A 19267-nucleotide genomic window follows, 5' to 3' on the forward strand; every position below is an offset into this window, starting at 1 on the left:
CCTGCTTTAGCGTAACTTACCTGTAAAAGGGCCGGATTCCGGCCCTTTTTTATTGCCCGTTATTATTTTTTGTTACGGGCTATACAGCAAAGATATAACTGATATAGTGGTTATAGTTAACCCTCTTCTTATTATTAAATCGTCTTAAGCGATTGCCCGTGTGCGCTAAATCGGATGGTCTGGCATGAAACTACAGCAGCTTCGCTACATCGTTGAGGTGGTCAACCACAACCTCAATGTCTCCTCGACCGCAGAAGGTCTCTATACGTCACAGCCCGGTATCAGTAAGCAGGTTCGCATGCTTGAGGATGAACTGGGGATCCAGATTTTCGCCCGCAGCGGCAAACATCTCACCCAGGTAACACCGGCGGGGCAGGAGATCATTCGCATCGCTCGCGAAGTGCTGTCGAAAGTCGACGCCATTAAATCTGTGGCAGGGGAGCACACCTGGCCCGACAAAGGCTCGTTGTATATCGCGACCACCCACACACAGGCGCGCTATGCCTTGCCAGGTGTGATCAAAGGGTTTATTGAGCGCTATCCTCGTGTGTCCTTGCATATGCATCAGGGGTCGCCGACTCAAATCGCCGAAGCGGTGTCCAAAGGGAATGCCGATTTTGCCATCGCCACCGAAGCGCTGCATCTTTACGATGACCTGGTGATGCTACCGTGCTACCACTGGAACCGTTCGATTGTCGTCACCCCTGAACACCCGCTGGCGGCCAAAACGTCGGTCTCGATTGAAGAGCTGGCGCAGTATCCGCTGGTGACGTATACCTTTGGCTTTACCGGGCGCTCAGAGCTGGATACAGCCTTTAATCGCGCGGGTCTAACGCCGCGCATTGTCTTTACCGCCACCGACGCGGATGTCATCAAAACCTACGTGCGCCTTGGTCTGGGCGTCGGGGTAATTGCCAGCATGGCGGTAGACCCGATTGCCGACCCGGATCTCGTGCGTCTGGATACGCAGGGCGTATTCAGCCATAGCACAACCAAGATTGGCTTTCGCCGCAGTACCTTCCTGCGCAGTTATATGTATGATTTTATTCAGCGATTCGCACCGCATCTCACCCGCGATGTAGTGGATACGGCCGTGGCGCTGCGTTCAAACGAAGATATCGAAGCGATGTTTAAAGACATTAAGCTTCCGGAAAAATAATCACACCCGGTATCTTTTCGAAGAAAAGATACCGTTATTTCCCACCCGCCCTAAATCAAACCCTTTCATTTGTATTGTTAAATAAGAATATATTAAGTGTTACGGCTACGTTCGTTAAAACTGTCGTGAACAGGCGACAAAAATAGAAAACAATTTCCCGCAACGCAAATTCCTCGCTTCAATTATTTATTTCCGCTCAAAAGATTAACTATTTCGCCCCAGACGATTCGAAAATTCGCTGGATTTTCGACTAAAGTTTCTTTAGGATTTATCTCAACCATGATTACTTATACCAATTGTTTGGTATCAAAATGATAAGCGATGTCGATTGTATGAGGTTTGCAATGCCGTCAGGAAGTCAAGAACCGCAAAGGGATCCCGGGCTGAAGCGTAAAGCCTGGCTGGCGGTATTTCTCGGTTCCACCCTGTTTTGGGTGGTGGTGGCACTGCTGGTCTGGAAATATTGGGGTTAAGTATGGCGGTTCAGGGGCGTACTGAAGCAGTAAAAACGAAGGGTCAGAAAACTGACACGCCCCGTAAAGACCGGAAAGACGCTGCGGATAAAGTCCCGGCCTCCTGGAAGCTGACACCCCAGCAGCAAGCTTTTATTGATGCGTTCGCAGAAGACGAACCTAAAAAACAATAATTATTATTACGCTGCACTGTAGCGATAATAATGCACTGCGCTTTTGTACTCTTTAATAAATACACATCAGCAGTACCGACCTGAGTCTCACTCAGCCGCAACGAATAAACAGATGATGGGTAGTGTAATGCTGAATAATATCCGTGGTATCAAATACTGGTCGTGGATGGGCGCGTTTTCGCTGTCGCTCCTCATCTGGTGTCAGCTCATCTGGCTCGCACTCCACTGAATGATAAAACCTCGCAACCGCGAGGTTTTTTGTTTTTCCCGTCCCGTTTTTCTTCTCCGCATTTAGCTATTTGGGTTGTTATCAAATCGTTACGGCCATGATGTGTTATCTTTAATTACGACCCCGATAAACGTCGGGGTATCGCAATCCCGGTAATTAAGGAGGAGCTTATGTCGTTAACCTTACGCGAAGCCAGTAAGGACACATTGCAGGCTGAGAACAAAACCTATCACTACTACAGCCTGTCGCTGGCCGCCAGGGAGCTTGGGGACATCGCGCGCTTGCCCAAGTCGCTTAAAGTGCTACTTGAAAATCTCCTGCGCTGGCAGGATGGCGATTCGGTAACCGCTGAGGATATCCACGCGCTGGCCGGGTGGCTGCAGAATGCCCATGCCGACCGCGAAATCGCCTATCGTCCTGCCAGGGTGCTGATGCAGGATTTCACCGGTGTCCCGGCGGTCGTCGATCTGGCCGCCATGCGTGAAGCCGTCAAACGTCTCGGCGGCGATACTGATAAAGTGAATCCGCTTTCCCCCGTTGACCTCGTGATTGACCACTCAGTAACCGTGGATCACTTTGGCGATGAGGATGCGTTCGAAGAGAACGTGCGCCTGGAAATGGAGCGTAACCATGAGCGCTATGTGTTCCTGAAATGGGGCCAGCAGGCGTTCAGCCGCTTCAGCGTGGTGCCACCGGGCACCGGAATCTGCCACCAGGTTAACCTGGAGTATCTGGGCAAAGCGGTGTGGAGCGAACTGCAGGATAAAGAGTGGATCGCCTACCCGGATACGCTGGTCGGGACTGACTCGCATACCACCATGATTAACGGCCTCGGTGTGTTGGGCTGGGGCGTCGGCGGGATCGAAGCGGAAGCGGCGATGCTGGGACAGCCGGTGTCGATGCTAATCCCCGACGTGGTCGGTTTTAAACTGACCGGCAAGCTGAGCGAAGGTATTACCGCCACGGATCTGGTGTTAACCGTCACCCAGATGCTGCGTAAGCACGGCGTGGTGGGGAAATTTGTTGAATTCTACGGCGACGGGCTCGACTCTCTGCCGCTGGCTGACCGGGCCACTATCGCCAACATGGCGCCCGAGTATGGCGCGACCTGCGGCTTTTTCCCGATTGACGGCGTGACGCTGGATTATATGCGCCTCAGCGGGCGCAGCAGCGAGCAGGTTGCGTTGGTTGAAGCCTATGCCAAAGCGCAGGGGATGTGGCGCAAAACGGGGGATGAACCGGTCTTTACCAGCACGCTGGCGCTGGATATGGGGATTGTTGAAGCGAGTCTGGCCGGGCCAAAACGTCCGCAGGATCGCGTAGCATTGGGCGATGTGCCGAAGGCGTTTGCTGCCAGCAATGAGCTGGAGGTCAACAGCGCGCAGAAAGATCGTCGGCCAATTGATTACGTTATGAACGGGCATCAGTATCAGCTGCCAGACGGTGCTGTTGTTATCGCGGCGATTACCTCCTGCACCAATACCTCCAACCCGAGCGTGCTGATGGCGGCGGGGCTGCTGGCGAAAAAAGCCGTCACCCTTGGGCTGAAACGCCAGCCGTGGGTAAAAGCCTCGCTGGCACCGGGATCCAAAGTGGTATCGGACTATCTGGCGCAGGCCAGACTCACACCGTATCTGGATGAACTGGGCTTTAACCTCGTCGGCTACGGCTGTACCACCTGTATCGGTAACTCCGGGCCGCTGCCCGACCCGATTGAAACGGCAATCAAGCAGGGCGATTTGACCGTCGGGGCGGTGCTATCAGGCAACCGCAACTTTGAAGGGCGTATTCATCCGCTGGTCAAAACCAACTGGCTGGCCTCGCCGCCGCTGGTGGTGGCCTATGCGCTGGCGGGTAATATGAACATCAATCTGGCGACCGATCCGCTGGGACAGGATCGCAAAGGCGATCCCGTGTATCTGAAAGATATCTGGCCCTCGTCGCAGGAGATCGCCCGTGCGGTTGAGAAGGTCTCCACCGAGATGTTCCGCAAAGAGTATGCCGAAGTGTTCGAAGGGACGCCTGAGTGGAAGGCCATCGAGGTGGCGCGCTCAGACACCTATAGCTGGCAGGATGATTCCACCTACATTCGCCTGTCGCCGTTCTTCGACGAGATGCAGGCCCAGCCCAAACCGTTGGAAGACATTCACGGCGCGCGGGTGCTGGCTATTCTCGGCGACTCGGTGACCACCGACCATATCTCCCCGGCGGGGAGCATCAAAGCGGACAGTCCGGCAGGGCGCTATCTGCAGGGGCGTGGCGTAGAGCGACGCGACTTTAACTCTTACGGTTCGCGGCGCGGTAACCATGAGGTGATGATGCGCGGCACCTTCGCCAACATCCGTATCCGCAATGAGATGGTCCCGGGCGTGGAGGGTGGGATGACCCGCTATCTGCCGGGCACGGAGGTGGTCTCGATCTATGACGCCGCGATGAAATACCAACAGGCCGGCGTGCCGCTGGCGGTCATTGCCGGGAAAGAATACGGCTCAGGCTCCAGTCGCGACTGGGCGGCCAAAGGGCCAAGGCTGCTGGGAGTGCGGGTAGTGATCGCTGAATCCTTCGAGCGTATCCACCGGTCAAACCTGATCGGGATGGGGATACTGCCGCTGGAGTTCCCGCAAGGGGCATCGCGTAAAACGCTGGGGCTGACGGGGGAGGAGCGCATTGATGTGGCGAATCTGCAAAACCTGACGCCGGGGGCCACGGTGCCGGTCAAGCTGACGCGAGCGGATGGGCAAACTGAGATGCTGGACTGTCGCTGTCGTATCGACACGGCAACGGAGCTTACGTACTACCAGAACGACGGCATTCTGCACTACGTGATTCGGAATATGCTGAATTAAGGCTGTTCACACTGCCCGGCGAGCCTGTCGCCGCCGGGCGCAATACGCTTATTCGCTCAGCAGATGCCCAAGCTTCGCCGCTTTGGTATCCAGGTAGTGCGCGTTTTTGGGATTACGGCCAACGATCAGCGGCACGCGCTCAACGATGTTAATGCCCGCCTCGCTCAGGATCTCGACCTTGCGCGGGTTATTGGTCAGCAGACGCACTTCATCCACGCCCAGCAGCTTGAACATATCCGCACACAGGGTGAAATCACGCTCGTCGGCGGCAAAGCCTAACTGGTGGTTAGCTTCGACGGTGTCATACCCCTGATCCTGCAGGGCATAGGCGCGGATTTTATTCAGCAGGCCGATATTACGACCCTCCTGGCGGTGATACAGCAGAATCCCGCGACCCTCTTCAGCGATGTGCGACAGCGCCGCTTCCAGTTGAAAACCGCAATCACAGCGCAGGCTAAACAGCGCATCACCCGTCAGACATTCAGAGTGAACGCGAGCCAGAACCGGCGTCTGCCCCGAGGTATCGCCGAACACCAACGCTACATGATCCTGCCCGGTTGCCAGTTCTTCAAAACCCACCATCAGGAAATCGCCCCATGGGGTTGGCAGATTGGCTTCTGCCACACGTTTAAGCTGCATGTGATTCTCCAGAAAATACTGACACGCGGAGTGTCTTTCGCCTGTTTGGCTGTCGGTATTCTCTTATTTTGCCACAAGCCGCGCGGGTTCACCTAGTTACGGCCACCTATACGAACGTTAAACGCACAATCCGACATTTTTACCCTGATGTTAATTTTCGGTTATGATTGTGAGACTTATCGAAAAAGGAGACGACATGCTTACTATTGCCCGTCGCACGGCGGTTGGTGCAGGTATCCTGCTCATCATGCCTGCAGCCGTCTGGATCTCGGGCTGGCAATGGCAGCCGGGGCCTGACAGTGGATGGCTCAAAGCGCTGTTCTGGGTAACAGAAACGGTCACCCAGCCCTGGGGGATAATTACCCACACGGTGCTGTGCGGCTGGTTTTTGTGGTGCCTGCGCTTTCGCCTGCGCGCCGCCATCATGCTGTTCGCCATTCTTGGCGCGGCGATCCTTATCGGTCAGGGTGTAAAATCCTGGGTCAAGGATCGGGTTCAGGAGCCGCGGCCCTTTGTCGTGTGGCTGGAAAAAACGCACCATGTCCCGGTCACTGACTTCTACAATTTAAAGCGTAAGGCGCGCGGTGAGCTGGTAAAAGAACAGCTTAGTGAACAACAGACTATTCCGCCGTTTCTGCGCAAGCACTGGCAAAAAGAGACTGGATTTGCCTTCCCGTCCGGGCACACGATGTTCGCCGCAAGCTGGGCGCTGCTGGGTGTAGGGCTATTATGGCCGCGCCGACGCACCCTGACTATCGCGGTGCTGCTGGTGTGGGCTACAGGCGTGATGGGAAGCCGCTTACTGCTGGGGATGCACTGGCCGCGGGATTTGATTGTTGCCACACTGATCGCATGGCTGCTGGTGACGCTGGCGACCTGGCTTGCCCAGCGCGTCTGTGGGCCGCTAATGCCGCCAGCGGAAGAGAACCGCGAAATCGCCAGCCGTGAGCAAGAAAGCTGACCCGGGTTGAAATAATCATATTTAGCCGCAGATCTAAGGCGAGCGCGACGCTTTTTCCGTATCGCGCCCGCCGTGAAAATGGTAATTTATAGGGCTGGCATACGCTATGTTGAACACTCTTTATTCGCTTAAACCACATAACGGGAAGTAATGTGAAATATCTACTCATTTTCTTACTGGTGTTGGCGATTTTTGTCATTTCAGTCACATTAGGTGCGCAAAACGATCAACAGGTAACGTTTAATTACCTGCTGGCACAGGGCGAGTACCGCATTTCCAGCCTGCTGGCGGTATTATTTGCCGCAGGGTTTGTTATCGGCTGGCTTATTTGTGGCCTGTTCTGGCTTAAAGTTCGGGTAACCCTTGCCCGTGCTGAACGTAAAATCAAACGTCTTGAATACCAAATTGCGCCCCCGACCGACGTTCCGGTAAGTTCAGGTGTGCCGGTAGCGAAGGAATAATCGAAGATGCTGGAGTTGTTGTTTCTGCTTTTGCCTGTTGCTGCAGCCTATGGCTGGTATATGGGCCGCAGAAGTGCGCAACAAACAAAACAGGATGAAGCGAACCGTCTCTCGCGCGACTATGTCGCCGGGGTCAACTTCCTCCTGAGCAACCAACAAGATAAAGCGGTAGACCTGTTCCTTGAGATGTTGAAAGAGGATACCGGAACCGTTGAGGCCCATCTTACCCTCGGTAACCTGTTCCGTTCGCGTGGTGAAGTTGATCGCGCTATCCGCATCCACCAGACCTTAATGGAAAGCGCGTCATTAACCTATGAACAGCGCCTGCTAGCCGTGCAGCAGCTGGGCCGCGACTACATGGCGGCGGGGATGTACGATCGCGCCGAAGACATGTTTAACCAGCTGGTGGACGAGACCGATTTTCGCATCAGCGCCCTGCAGCAGCTCCTGCAAATTTATCAGGCGACCAGCGACTGGCAGAAAGCCATCGACGTTGCCGAACGGCTGGTGAAGCTGGGTAAAGACAAGCAGCGTGGCGAAATCGCCCATTTTTACTGCGAGCTGGCGCTCCAGCAGATGGGCAACGATGACATGGATAAAGCCATGGCGCTGTTGAAGAAGGGCGCCGCCGCCGATCGCAGTAGCGCGCGCATCTCCATCATGATGGGGCGCGTTTTTATGGCCAATGGCGAGTATCAGAAAGCAGTGGAAAGCCTGCTGCGGGTCATTGACCAGGACAAAGAGCTGGTCAGTGAAACGCTGGAGATGCTGCAAACCTGCTATCAACAGTTAGGCAAACCGGAGGAGTGGGTTGCCTTCCTGCGCCGCTGCGTGGAAGAGAACACCGGGGCCATGGCGGAGCTGATGCTGGCCGACGTCGTCCAGGAGCACGAAGGCAGCGACACTGCGCAGGTGTATATCACCCGCCAGCTGCAGCGTCATCCGACCATGCGTGTGTTCCATAAGCTGATGGATTATCACCTGCACGATGCCGAAGAAGGGCGCGCCAAAGAGAGCCTGATGGTGCTACGCGACATGGTTGGCGAGCAGGTGCGCAGCAAGCCGCGCTATCGCTGCCAGAAGTGCGGCTTCACCGCCTACACGTTGTACTGGCACTGCCCATCCTGCCGGGCATGGTCCACCATTAAGCCGATTCGCGGCCTTGATGGGCAGTAGTTTTAAAAAAACGTCCTTTTTAGTTACAACATACTAATGAGTTCTGGCCACGTTTGTCCGTGCGGCCTCTCGCCTGGCAGGAACGGAAATCGAACCTGTTAATTTTGTTGATCCGCAGGTAGAATGCACGCCGTTTATCACTCCCGCGCCGATGCGGCGCCCATCGACGAGAAGGTCCGGTCATGACGTCTGTAGCAACATCATCTTCCCGCGTAGTTACTGAATCTCCTGTTGTAGTCGCACTGGATTACAACAATCGCGATAACGCCCTCGCGTTCGTCGATCGTATCGACCCGCGCGACTGCCGTCTGAAAATCGGTAAAGAGATGTTCACCCTGTTTGGGCCGCAAATCGTTCGCGATATGCAGCAGCGCGGTTTTGACGTGTTTCTCGACCTGAAATTCCACGATATTCCTAACACCACCGCCCATGCAGTAGCCGCAGCCGCCGAGCTGGGAGTATGGATGGTTAACGTCCATGCGTCGGGTGGGGCGCGAATGATGACTGCCGCGCGTGAAGCCTTATTGCCGTTCGGGAAGGATGCACCCCTGCTGATTGCCGTCACTGTTCTCACCAGCATGGAAGCCAGTGATTTACGCGATCTTGGTGTGACACTGTCACCTGCCGAGCATGCTGAGCGCCTTGCGCGCTTAACACATGCCTGCGGCCTCGACGGGGTGGTATGTTCTGCGCAGGAAGCGGTTCGTTTCAAAAGCGCAATTGGTCAGGACTTCAAGCTGGTGACCCCGGGTATCCGTCCGCAGGGTAGCGATGCAGGCGATCAACGCCGAATTATGACGCCTGAGCAGGCGCTGGCAGCCGGTGTAGACTATATGGTTATCGGACGTCCAGTGACCCAGTCCGCCGATCCGGCGCAAACGCTGAAAGCCATCAACGCATCACTCAAGGGGGCATAATGGGTGACACCAATAGCCGGCTGGTCTATTCGACCGATACCGGGCGCATCGATGAACCAAAACAGACCGCAGAGCGCCCAAAGGGCGACGGTATAGTGCGCATTCAACGCCAGACCAGTGGGCGTAAAGGTAAGGGCGTCTGTCTGGTGACGGGCATTGATGCCGATGATGCCACGCTGGTACAGATTGCTGCGGAATTAAAAAAGAAATGCGGCTGCGGCGGGGCGGTTAAAGACGGCGTGATTGAGATCCAGGGCGACAAACGTGAGCTCATCAAAACCCTGCTTGAAGCGAAAGGGATGAAAGTGAAGTTAGCTGGCGGTTGAAATAAATAAGCCACGGTCTGGACCGTGGCTTAATGTCTGGTGCGTCGTTAAGGCCTGAAAAATAGGGGCCTTAAAAATACTGCAATGGCTACCGGTATAGTCTTTATTTGCCCACCTGATGACCGATAATCCCACCCACTGCGGCACCACCCAAGGTACCCAGCGCACTACCGTCAGTTAACACTGCGCCACCAATCGCACCCGCACCGGCGCCAATCGCGGTGTTGCGGCTACGTTTATCCCAGCTAGAACATGCGCTCAGAGACATTACTAACGTGGTTGCCAGCAACGCAGAGGCAATTTTTTTGCTATTTAAAGTAAAAGACATAATTCATTCTCCTGAAATTTTGAATCACGGGAAAATTTCACTTTAAGTATAATTTAGAGAAATACTTAAGTGCGGTTTCCCATGAAACCTGTTCGCGCAGGTGTTAACAAGATCACGCAGGTGATAGTCACTTCCTGTTATATCGCTAACATTAATTTTACGTCTTTATTACTGATCCAACAGGTAAATAGTCTTAAAGGATTGCTCAGAATAGTCTCAGACACAATGAGGGGATTTCGCCCGACAGCGCGGGCGTAGAAGCGGATTCAGGCAGGTTTTTTGACGATATCGACGATCAGGCCGTCACGTTGTAATCTCTCGCTGTGGGCCTCTTTCAGCCCCTCATCGGTGATCACCCGGCTAAAGCGGTCGACAGGGCCCAGCGTGTAAGGATGAACCGCGCCAAACTTAGAGCTGTCGGTCAGTATGATGGCTTCACAGCCTTTCTCCAGCACCGCATTGACCACGTCTGAGCGCATCATATCCCGGCCGGTAAAGCCGGTGTCTGGCTGCCAGCCGTCGATGCCAATAAACGCCTTGCTGAAATGCACCTGCTGCACGTATTGACGCGTCAGCGGGCCAACCATGCTTTCACTTTTCTTCTGGTAGATGCCGCCCAGCAAAATGACTTCGCTGCGGGTCTCTTTCAGCAGATGGGCAATATAGCTGCTCACCGTCACGATGGTGACGTCTTTCTGCTCGGCCAGCGTGCGTGCGAGGAGGGCATTACTGCTGCCATTCTCGATAAACACCGTTTCGCCATTGTTAACCAGCGATGCGGCAAACTCCGCCAGCTCGCGCTTCAGGGCGTAGTTGTTCATCATCCGGGTTTCAACGTCTTCACTGTCCAGCGGCACAGCGTAGCCGTGCGCGCGGCGAAGGAAACTCATTTTTTCCAGAAGATTGAGATCCTGGCGGATGGTGACTTCCGACACGCCGGTCGCTTTTGCCAACTCAACGACGCTCACACGTCCTGTGTCGATCACCATCTGGAGAATATTTTGTTGTCGGGAATTCATAGCATCCATATTAAAACGGCAGTACCGTTAGTTGAAGACAGAGATAAAAAAGAGCAGGGCAGACGTTTATACTTCCCACGGCGCCTTAGGTTGTACCGTATCAGGTAATTTCTCTCCACCCGCGTGCGACAGTAATTCTGATTTTAATATCTCAAGATTACGCACCGCCGAATTCACATCACCTGCCACCAGAATATCCAGCACGGTATCAATACGTTGTGCCACTTTCAGTGCATCGATATCAGACATAATCGCGTCCCTAAAACGAAAAGGTAATAATTTCAATGATGCAGAAAATGCGGGCAAAAGAGAAGGGAAAAAGTGTGCTAAGCAAAGTACATTAACGAAAGTGATATTTTCATGCATATTTATACAGCATGCTTTAGTAGTGGATTAGTCTAATTCTGCGCGCAAGGCGCTTTTTTCTATGAGGAAATAGACTATGTCAATTAGCAATCTGGCTACCTGTAAACTCTTTACCGATTCTGCACGATTCACTCAGCTCGCGGGCTATTACGAAGAGGAAAGACGTACCCTGTGGATGATGCTGCGTTCCCAGCCACGTCCTTGTTTCAACCATGCGTTGATCGAGGAGATCATGAATATGTCGTGGCTGGTGCGTCAGTCCGGGTTTGCGGTCGATTTTTGGGTTACCGGCTCGCTGGTACCGGAGATGTACAATGCCGGTGGCGATTTGCGCTTTTTCGTTGAATGTATCCAGAATGGTCGCCGCGAAGCACTGCGTGCCTATGCCCGCGCCTGCGTGGACTGTGTGCACGCGGCCTCACGCGGCTTTGATACCGGGGCGATTTCGCTGTCGATGGTGGAGGGCAGTGCGCTCGGGGGCGGATTCGAAGCCGCGCTGGCGCACCATTTTATCCTCGCACAGCGCGACGCGCGTTTAGGCTTCCCGGAAATTGCCTTCAATCTGTTTCCGGGAATGGGGGGCTACTCGCTGGTGGCTCGCCGTTCAGGCATGAAGCTGGCGGAGGAGCTGATCTATAAAGGGGAGTCCCATACCGCGGAATGGCATGAGCAACATGGTCTGGTGGACGTGCTGTTCGAACCGGGACAAGGCTTTGTGGCAACCCGAACCTTCATCGACACCTTACAACCTAAAATGAACGGCGTCAGAGCTATGCTGCGCGCCCGTCAGCGGGTTTTGCAGCTGCCACGCAGCGAGCTGATGGACATCACGGAAGATTGGGTAGATGCCGCATTCTGCCTGCAGCCGAAGGATGTCGCCTACATGCAGCGCCTGGTGATGCTGCAGGATCGCCACACCGCATCCGGCCTGCGGAAAGCCAGTTAACGCGTATTGCGCGCCTGGTAACGTTTTAACCAGCGCTCGAACGCCACAACGGGCATCGGTTTAGCAAACAGAAAACCCTGTCGTTCATTGACGCCGTTCTTAGTCAGAAAGGCGTCTTCTTTCGCACTCTCCACCCCTTCGGCAATGACCTGTAGATTTAGCGCCTGCGCAACCGCAACAATGGCGCGCACCAGCGACTGCGACACGGACTGCTTATGAATATCGCGCACAAATGCCTGATCAAGTTTAATGGCGTCGATAGGAAAGCGGGCCAGCTGTGAGAGCGAGGAGTAGCCAGTACCAAAGTCGTCAAGGTGGATCTGCGCCCCCAGCTTGCTGAACTGCTGAATAACCGACAGCGCCTGCTCTTCGTTTTCAATTAAGCAGCTTTCGGTCAGCTCGACGTCGATCGGGCAATACTCAAAATTGAGATCTTTCAGCGCCTGCTTCAGATCGCTAAAGATCGTCTGATCCGCCAGCTGGCGAGCGGAAACGTTAACCGCCACGCGTAAATTGATGCCTTTATCGCGCCATTTCGCTACCTGACGCACCACATCCAGCATCACCCAGCGCCCCAGCGGTACAATCAGCCCCGACTCTTCGGCGTAGGAGATAAACTCCAGCGGTGGGATCAGCCCACGCTCTGGCGACTGCCAGCGCACCAGCGCCTCCAGGCTGCGAATCTCGCCGCGCCAGGTCACCTTCGGCTGGTAGTGGAGCACCAGCTGATCGTTATCCAACGCCTTACGCAGGTTAGTGTCCAGCCACAGGTATTCAAATACGCGCTGATTCATTTCCGGGGAGAAGACGCAGAACTTGCCGCGCCCGTTCTCTTTGGCGGTGTACATAGCGGTATCGGCGTTGCGAATCACACTTTCCCGATCAACGCCGTGCTGCGGGGCCAGCGAGATACCCAGTGAGCAACCGGTATAGATCTCAATTAAACCAATACGAAACGGTTGACGCAGCCGGGTCAGGATCCGCGAAGCCATCGCTTCAAGCGTGCCCTGCGCGGTGTCGGTTGCCAGCACGATAAATTCATCTCCGCCCAGACGGGCGAGGATCTGGCCCTCCTCGAGGCAGCTCAGGATCGCCAGCGCCACGGCCTGCAACAGCTGATCACCAAACATATGCCCGTAGGCATCATTGACCTTTTTGAAGTTATCGAGGTCGAGATAGACCACCCCAACCTGGGTATCGCCGCGCTTGTCGATGGCGTCGCTGATCAGATCGTGGATCGCATTTCGGTTAGGCAGGCCGGTAATGGTATCGGTATTGGCGAGCACGCGCAGACGCTCCTGCGCGCGGCGTTCTTCAGTAATATCCGTTCCGGAACAGATAAGAAAAATTTCATTTTTTCCGCTGCCGCTGTGTACGAATTTGTTACGAAAGAGAAACAGTCGCTGGCCTTTTCGGGTTTTAATCCAGCGCTCCACTTCATAAGAGCTGCCGTCGCGAAAAAAACTGCTGATATTGCGGCGGGAGGCGGCTGCTTCACCGCGGCTCATAAACAGGCGGAACACATTCTGGCCAATGACCTCCTGCTCCTTCATGCCGGTATATTCTTCGCTGAGGCGATTAAAGCGCTGAATGTTGCCATGGCGGTCGAGGATCACAATCACCGAGTTGGCCTCGGAAACCACCTGCTCGGCAAAGGAGAGCCCCTGGGCCAGATCGCGCGCCACGGACGGGGTATCATTCCAGGCAGAGGCGGTGCCCGCCCACTCTTTCTTGTTGATTTTACGGCCAATAAGATGCACTGGTACATCGGCACCGTACAGGGAAAGGGTCATGGTAATGCTGGAGGTGATCACCGTCATATGACGAATGTTATCGGCCTGGTCATCATTGAGGGCAATGACCTGAGTGGTATCGGCGTTTTCGCTGGCTGCCAGATGGAGCGCATTGCTGTCCACTGTCAATCGCCACCAGGGGCTATGCGTGCCCATGTAACGAAACAGCAAATTTTGCTCCAGATCGTCAATCATGCTTTCTCCCGGGCACGCTTAATTGCACGCAATGTGTGCATTTCCAGTCGGATGATCCGCAACGAGATCATGCGAGTACCGACGTAAAGTTATTGTTTTTTCCAGTAATCTTATATTAGAACGAGAATGACAAAAAAGGATACAGACGAATGAATATTCCGGTAACGGATTATGACTCTCCCCCGACAGTCTTTAATAATTGTGATCGCTTTTCACAATTTCGGGAGGAAAAGATTAAGGATAAGTGATGAATGCGAGGTTTGAAGCGGAATAAAAAATGTCGGCGCTTCCTCAAGGGAAGACACCGACATTTTACGGGCTAACGATTAGACGGCAGGGCGAGCAATGACGCTACGGGTTTCCATGCGAACTTCCGCAATCGTCACGTCGATGACCTCGGTGACTTTATAGACCTGTTCCCCTTTAATCTGGACAGTGCCATTTTCCTGGCTGCAGATTAGCTCGTCGCGCACGGCGTGCAAGAACGGGGCTGGAATAAAGGCCACTGCGCCGTTATCGACCAGACGTACGCGCATACCACCGCGGCTGACGTCGATAATCTCGGCTGCAAAGCGCGTCTCGGTCCCGGCTTTGTCTTTCAGGTAGCGGGCATACAGCCAGTCACCGACATCGCGTTCTGCCATGCGGTTCAGGCGACGACGTTCCGCCATCTGCACGGTGGTTTCATCACCCGGACGCGCAATGGATTCACCTTTAACGATCGCTTTCAGCAAGCGGTGGTTAACCATATCGCCGTACTTACGGATCGGTGAAGTCCAGGTCGCGTACGCCTCCAGGCCCAGGCCAAAGTGCGGACCCGGCTCAGTGCTGATTTCAGCAAAGGACTGGAAGCGACGAATGCGGCTGTCGAGGAAGCCGGAAGGCTGGGCATCCAGCTCGCGACGCAGCTTACAGAAGCCATCGAGGGTCAGCACTTCCTGCGGATCGACATGTACATCATGGGTTTTCAGCAGGGCAGCCAGCGCTTCGCTGTTCGCCGGGTCAAAACCGGTGTGCACGTTATAAATACCAAACCCGAGTTTGTCGCGCAGCACGCGGGCGGCGCAGATGTTAGCCGCAATCATCGACTCTTCGACGATACGGTTCGCAATGCGGCGCGGTTCGGCGACGATTTCCAGCACTTCGCCTTTATCACCGAGAATAAAGCGGTAGTCAGGGCGATCTTTAAACACCAGCGCGTGGGTTTTACGCCATTCGCTGCGGCTCAGGCAGATGCGCTGCAGAAGGCGAATCTGATCGGCAATGGCGTCATTATCCGGTTTCCAGCTGCCGCTGTTTTCCAGCCAGTCAGAGACCTCGTCGTACACCAGTTTGGCTTTCGATTCGATATTTGCCGCGAAGAACGTGATGTTCTCTTCGATAGTGCCGTCGGCAGCAACGGTCATCTGGCAGGCCAGCACCGGCCGCACTTCGTTGGCGCGCAGCGAACACAGGTTATCGGACAGCTCACGCGGCAGCATCGGGATGTTAAAGCCCGGCAGATAGTTGGTGAAAGCGCGAATTTTGGCCGAGTCGTCCAGTTTGGTGCCGGCAGCAATCCATGCGGTAGGATCGGCGATCGCCACGGTCAACAGCAGTTTGCCATCTGCCGTTTCTTCTACATACAGCGCATCGTCCATATCTTCGGTGCTGGCGCTGTCGATGGTGACGAAGTTCAGGGCGGTCAGATCGCGACGCGCAAGACCTTCGTCCAGCATCTCAGTCGCTGCGCCTTCTGGCGCCTCTTTTTCCAGATTATGACGTGCCAGCGTCACCCACCACGGCACGAAGTGATCGTCGCCGAAGGTAATAAACTGGGTCAGCTCGGCATAAAAACCGCGGTCGCCTTTCAGAGGATGACGGCGCATTTCAGCCACGGCCCAGTCACCCTCTTTAAAATCGTGCTCAACGCCACGTTCGGCGCGGCAGGGAATCGCGTCTCTCAGCAGAGGATGGTCCGGAATGATGGACAGACGGTCATCTTTCTTCACAACCTTACCGACAAAACGGGTCAGGAAGGGTTCAATCAATACTTCAGGTTCGGCCGATTCACGATCCTTTTCAGTATGAATCACCGCGGTAACGCGATCGCCATGCATCACTTTCTTCATCTGCGGAGGCGGAATGAAGTAGCTTTTCTGTGCATCGACTTCAAGGAAGCCAAAGCCTTTTTCCGTGGCTTTTACGACCCCTTCGGCACGCGGCGTCTGGGAATGCAGTTGCTGTTTAAGCTGCGCTAGCAGCGGGTTGTCCTGGAGCATAATGATCTATTTTGGTGGCCATTGAGCGGCTGACAGTTTTACGCGATTCTGCCTGGTACAGCAAGCGCTCTTTAGGCGATTTGTATGGTTATTCGCCCCTGCGGATGGCGATTTTGAGGCGATTAAGCCAGCCGCAAAACGCGCTCCAGGTGAGCAGGTTAATCGCCTGCGCTGCCGGAATGCCTTCATCCGTCAGGGGAGTGAAATGGGCCGCGCTGAACTGATCCGGCGAGCGGGCAAGCTGGTCCACCGCGCGGGAAAGTGCGGCATCAACGGCGCCCTGCGGCGGGCTGGTGTAAAGACCGCTGAGCAGAATATCACCCGTCAGGTCGAGCTGGGCAGGCTCGTGGCACAGCACCGGCGCCAGATCCCGTAACCAGGGTTCGGCGTGCCAGCGTGCAAGCGACTCAAGCTGGTGGCTGCTGGCGTAACGTAGCTCGACTTCCGGCACCCCGTATACCCACGCATTCAGCTCGCCATCAGCGTCGTTTATCATGGCGTGCGGCGGAATATGGTGACCCGGTAGCCAGCGAACGGGATGGCCCAGCAACGCCTGACACACCGCCACTACCCGCGCCTGAAAACCAATAAAGCCGATAATCTGGTTGAGGGTGACAATGTCGTACACCGTCAGGCCCACTTCATCGAGCTGCTGCTGGGCTTTGCTGTCGATCACATCGGGGGAGCTGGCAAGCTGGCGGGCGTACTGGGTTATCTGGGCGAGGCGGCGGTTGCTTTCACGGGAAGAGTCAGGACCGGGGAGCGGGGCGAGAAGTGCGGCGTAGTGATTACACAGACGCTGGACCCCACACGCCTGAGCCACGGTCAGCGCGGTGCTGAGCCGATCGTAGGCATTGAGGGTGCGCAGGCGACATACCGGCACGCTGCGCGGGAAAAAGAGCTCACACATCGCCCGGGCCGGGTTCATCCAGCGCTCGCAGGCCGTCAGCAGCGAGGCGGGTAACGCCACGTTCAGTAAAAAACGGTCGTCGACGTGTGCGGCTTCGGGAACCAAAGGCAGGACTTCCGTCGGGCTACTGCTGGACTGGGTCTCATGATACCAGTGGCCTTTGCCAGAAATTCGGCGTTGTTCCATGTGCGTTCCTTGATCTCAAAATGGCGATCAATATCCTGGCGTATGGCGGATAAGCAGAAAAATATTGTTAGGTGATAACAAATAGCAGAACGGAATAACGAAAGGGGAGCAGGGCGGAAGGAGCAGGCCCGGCAGGCCATTGCTGCCGGGCAGACCTTCCCGTGATAACGGGAAGGTAACGAACTTATTTGATTTCCAACTCGTTCATTGCAGCGATGTTGAAACCGCCGTCAACGTGAACCACTTCACCAGAGATACCGGCAGAGAGGTCAGAGCACAGGAATGCCGCAGAGTTACCCACGTCTTCGATGGTCACGGTGCGACGAATTGGGGTGACCGCTTCGCAGTGTGCCAGCATTTTACGGAAGTCTTTGATGCCCGATGCCGCCAGAGTACGGATAGGACCGGCGGAGATACCGTTGACGCGCACGCCTTCCGGACCCATCGCGTTCGCCATGTAGCGTACGTTAGCTTCCAGAGAGGCTTTCGCCAGACCCATCACGTTGTAGTTAGGGATTGCACGCTCAGCACCCAGGTAGGACAGGGTCAGCAGCGCTGAGCCCGGATTCAGCATCTCGCGGCAGGCTTTCGCCATGGCAACAAAGCTGTAGGAGCTGATGTCGTGGGCGATTTTGAAGCCTTCGCGGGTCACGGCGTTCACGTAGTCACCATCCAGCTGATCGCCTGGTGCAAAACCGATCGAGTGAACGAAGCCGTCAAATTTCGGCCAGGTTTTTGCCAGTTCAGCAAACATGCCATCGATGCTTTCATCTTGAGCAACGTCGCATTCCAGAACAATGCTTGAACCCAGCTGCGCGGCAAACTCTTCTACGCGGCCTTTCAGCTTCTCGTTCTGGTAGGTGAATGCCAGCTCAGCGCCTTCGCGATGCATAGCCTGTGCGATGCCGTATGCGATGGACAGTTTGCTGGCAACGCCAGTCACCAGAATGCGCTTACCGGAAAGAAAACCCATAGCTCTTAATCCTTATATTCATTGTTGTGGCGGCTGTCGTCTGTTGGACAACCGTCGTTAAAACGCGGCGATAATAGCATGAGCCGCGTACAGTGTTAATCCGACCACTTCATACAGCGTGGGTCAGCGGTCTTTTCGCCATGCATCGGCGGTTAAGGCTTCGCCAAAATGCCCGGCGATTAAACGTTTTGTCAGGTCGTGAAGCGGGGAGGCCAGCACCGAGGCGGTACTGCCGCGCTCCACGACCGCGCCTTCGTGCATCACCAGCACCTGGTCGCTGATGTGCTTCATCATTCCCAGGTGCTGGGTCACATAGATATAGGAGATACCCTGTTTCTCCTGCAACTCCAGCATCAGGTTGATTAACTGTGAACGCATCGACATATCCAGCGAGGCCAGCGCTTCGTCAGCGATAATGACTTTGGGCCGCAGGATCAGCGCACGGGCGAGGCCCAGACGCTGCTTCTGGCCGGGTGCCAGCATGTGCGGATAATAGCTGACGTGATCGGGCAACAGCCCGACCATGCGCAGGGTTTCGATGATCTGCTTGCGGCGTGCGTCAAACTCCAGCTCAGTGTTCAGCCGCAGGGGGAAATCGAGGATCTGCGAGATACGCTGGCGCGGATTCAGCGAGGTTGAGGGATCCTGGAAAATCATGCGGATCCGCTGGCTGCGGAACGAGTAATCGCCAAACTTCAGCAGATGGTCGTCAATCAGCACTTCGCCATCCGACGGCTCGATCATCCCGGCCAGCATTTTCGCCAGCGTCGATTTCCCCGAACCGTTTTCGCCAATGATCGCCAGGGTCTGCTTTTCGCGCAGGGTAAAGCTCAGGGGCTTAACCGCCTCGACGGTCTGGCGATGGAACAGGCCGGTGCGATAGCGAAAGGTCTTACTCAGGTTGCGCACTTCGAGCAGGGTTTCGACCAT

At 55.1% G+C, this 19267-nt stretch carries 20 protein-coding genes; 11 read left to right on the top strand and 9 right to left on the bottom strand.

The window, feature by feature from the left end:
* Positions 1-184 precede the first annotated feature (184 nt).
* From cysB to acnA, 5 genes are all read left to right on the top strand, one after another.
* Positions 185-1159, top strand: coding sequence for an HTH-type transcriptional regulator CysB (cysB, locus tag M8014_RS20320; protein WP_271284179.1), 975 nt, complete (start codon positions 185-187; stop codon positions 1157-1159).
* 332 nt (positions 1160-1491) lie between these two features.
* Positions 1492-1632, top strand: coding sequence for a YmiA family putative membrane protein (locus M8014_RS20325; RefSeq protein WP_271284180.1), 141 nt, complete (start codon positions 1492-1494; stop codon positions 1630-1632).
* A gap of 2 nt (positions 1633-1634) precedes the next feature.
* A complete protein-coding gene (locus M8014_RS20330; protein WP_271284181.1) occupies positions 1635-1805 on the top strand; it encodes a hypothetical protein in 171 nt (56 codons plus the stop codon).
* Positions 1806-1932: 127 nt separating this feature from the next.
* A complete protein-coding gene (gene ymiC, locus M8014_RS20335; RefSeq protein WP_271284182.1) occupies positions 1933-2034 on the top strand; it encodes a small membrane protein YmiC in 102 nt (33 codons plus the stop codon).
* 170 nt (positions 2035-2204) lie between these two features.
* Positions 2205-4880 carry an aconitate hydratase AcnA gene (gene acnA, locus M8014_RS20340; protein ID WP_271284183.1) on the top strand — a complete coding sequence of 892 codons (2676 nt, stop codon included), beginning with the start codon at positions 2205-2207 and terminating at the stop codon, positions 4878-4880.
* 48 nt (positions 4881-4928) lie between these two features.
* On the opposite strand, the gene ribA is transcribed toward acnA, so the two are convergent.
* Complete coding sequence (gene ribA / locus M8014_RS20345; RefSeq protein ID WP_271284184.1) at positions 4929-5519, bottom strand: GTP cyclohydrolase II; 591 nt, start codon at positions 5517-5519, stop codon at positions 4929-4931.
* Between the two features lie 196 nt (positions 5520-5715).
* On the opposite strand from ribA, the gene pgpB reads away from it, so the two are divergent.
* The 5 genes from pgpB to yciH all read left to right on the top strand — a co-directional run bounded on the left by pgpB (position 5716) and on the right by yciH (position 9360).
* On the top strand, positions 5716-6480 hold the full coding sequence (gene pgpB, locus M8014_RS20350) for a phosphatidylglycerophosphatase B (RefSeq protein ID WP_271284185.1): 765 nt from the start codon (positions 5716-5718) through the stop codon (positions 6478-6480).
* Positions 6481-6632: 152 nt separating this feature from the next.
* The gene (locus M8014_RS20355) at positions 6633-6941 is read left to right on the top strand and encodes a LapA family protein (protein WP_271284186.1); all 309 of its coding nucleotides are present in this window, start codon (positions 6633-6635) and stop codon (positions 6939-6941) included.
* 6 nt (positions 6942-6947) lie between these two features.
* Positions 6948-8117, top strand: coding sequence for a lipopolysaccharide assembly protein LapB (gene lapB, locus M8014_RS20360; protein ID WP_271284187.1), 1170 nt, complete (start codon positions 6948-6950; stop codon positions 8115-8117).
* Between the two features lie 182 nt (positions 8118-8299).
* Positions 8300-9034 (top strand): orotidine-5'-phosphate decarboxylase, encoded by a 735-nt coding sequence (pyrF, locus tag M8014_RS20365; protein ID WP_271284188.1) that lies wholly within the window; start codon positions 8300-8302, stop codon positions 9032-9034.
* Positions 9034-9360, top strand: coding sequence for a stress response translation initiation inhibitor YciH (yciH, locus tag M8014_RS20370; RefSeq protein WP_271284189.1), 327 nt, complete (start codon positions 9034-9036; stop codon positions 9358-9360). The genes pyrF and yciH overlap by 1 nt, the downstream gene beginning before the upstream one ends.
* A gap of 103 nt (positions 9361-9463) precedes the next feature.
* On the opposite strand, the gene osmB is transcribed toward yciH, so the two are convergent.
* The 3 genes from osmB to yciZ all read right to left on the bottom strand — a co-directional run bounded on the left by osmB (position 9464) and on the right by yciZ (position 10956).
* Entirely contained in the window at positions 9464-9688 is a 225-nt protein-coding gene (osmB, locus tag M8014_RS20375; protein ID WP_271284190.1) for an osmotically-inducible lipoprotein OsmB, read from the bottom strand.
* Positions 9689-9954: 266 nt separating this feature from the next.
* The gene (gene yciT / locus M8014_RS20380) at positions 9955-10707 is read right to left on the bottom strand and encodes a DNA-binding transcriptional regulator YciT (RefSeq protein ID WP_271284191.1); all 753 of its coding nucleotides are present in this window, start codon (positions 10705-10707) and stop codon (positions 9955-9957) included.
* Between the two features lie 66 nt (positions 10708-10773).
* Positions 10774-10956, bottom strand: coding sequence for a protein YciZ/DeoL (yciZ, locus tag M8014_RS20385; RefSeq protein ID WP_271284192.1), 183 nt, complete (start codon positions 10954-10956; stop codon positions 10774-10776).
* A gap of 193 nt (positions 10957-11149) precedes the next feature.
* Between yciZ and M8014_RS20390 the strand changes: the two genes are divergently transcribed.
* Entirely contained in the window at positions 11150-12019 is an 870-nt protein-coding gene (locus M8014_RS20390) for a crotonase/enoyl-CoA hydratase family protein (protein WP_271284193.1), read from the top strand.
* Here M8014_RS20390 and pdeR read toward each other — a convergent pair.
* The 5 genes from pdeR to sapF form a co-directional block, all read right to left on the bottom strand.
* Positions 12016-14007, bottom strand: a complete 1992-nt coding sequence (gene pdeR, locus M8014_RS20395; RefSeq protein WP_271284194.1) for a cyclic di-GMP phosphodiesterase — start codon at positions 14005-14007, stop codon at positions 12016-12018. The two genes, M8014_RS20390 and pdeR, sit on opposite strands and share 4 nt — an antisense overlap.
* A 326-nt stretch (positions 14008-14333) precedes the next feature.
* Positions 14334-16268 (bottom strand): exoribonuclease II, encoded by a 1935-nt coding sequence (locus M8014_RS20400; protein WP_271284195.1) that lies wholly within the window; start codon positions 16266-16268, stop codon positions 14334-14336.
* Positions 16269-16356: 88 nt separating this feature from the next.
* Complete coding sequence (locus M8014_RS20405) at positions 16357-17364, bottom strand: CMD domain-containing protein (protein WP_271284196.1); 1008 nt, start codon at positions 17362-17364, stop codon at positions 16357-16359.
* Between the two features lie 184 nt (positions 17365-17548).
* Entirely contained in the window at positions 17549-18337 is a 789-nt protein-coding gene (gene fabI, locus M8014_RS20410; RefSeq protein ID WP_271284197.1) for an enoyl-ACP reductase FabI, read from the bottom strand.
* A gap of 123 nt (positions 18338-18460) precedes the next feature.
* On the bottom strand, positions 18461-19267 hold the full coding sequence (gene sapF / locus M8014_RS20415; RefSeq protein ID WP_271284198.1) for a putrescine export ABC transporter ATP-binding protein SapF: 807 nt from the start codon (positions 19265-19267) through the stop codon (positions 18461-18463).

The sequence above is a fragment of the Silvania hatchlandensis genome, from assembly GCF_025564065.1.
GTDB classification, from domain to species: domain Bacteria; phylum Pseudomonadota; class Gammaproteobacteria; order Enterobacterales; family Enterobacteriaceae; genus Enterobacter; species Enterobacter hatchlandensis.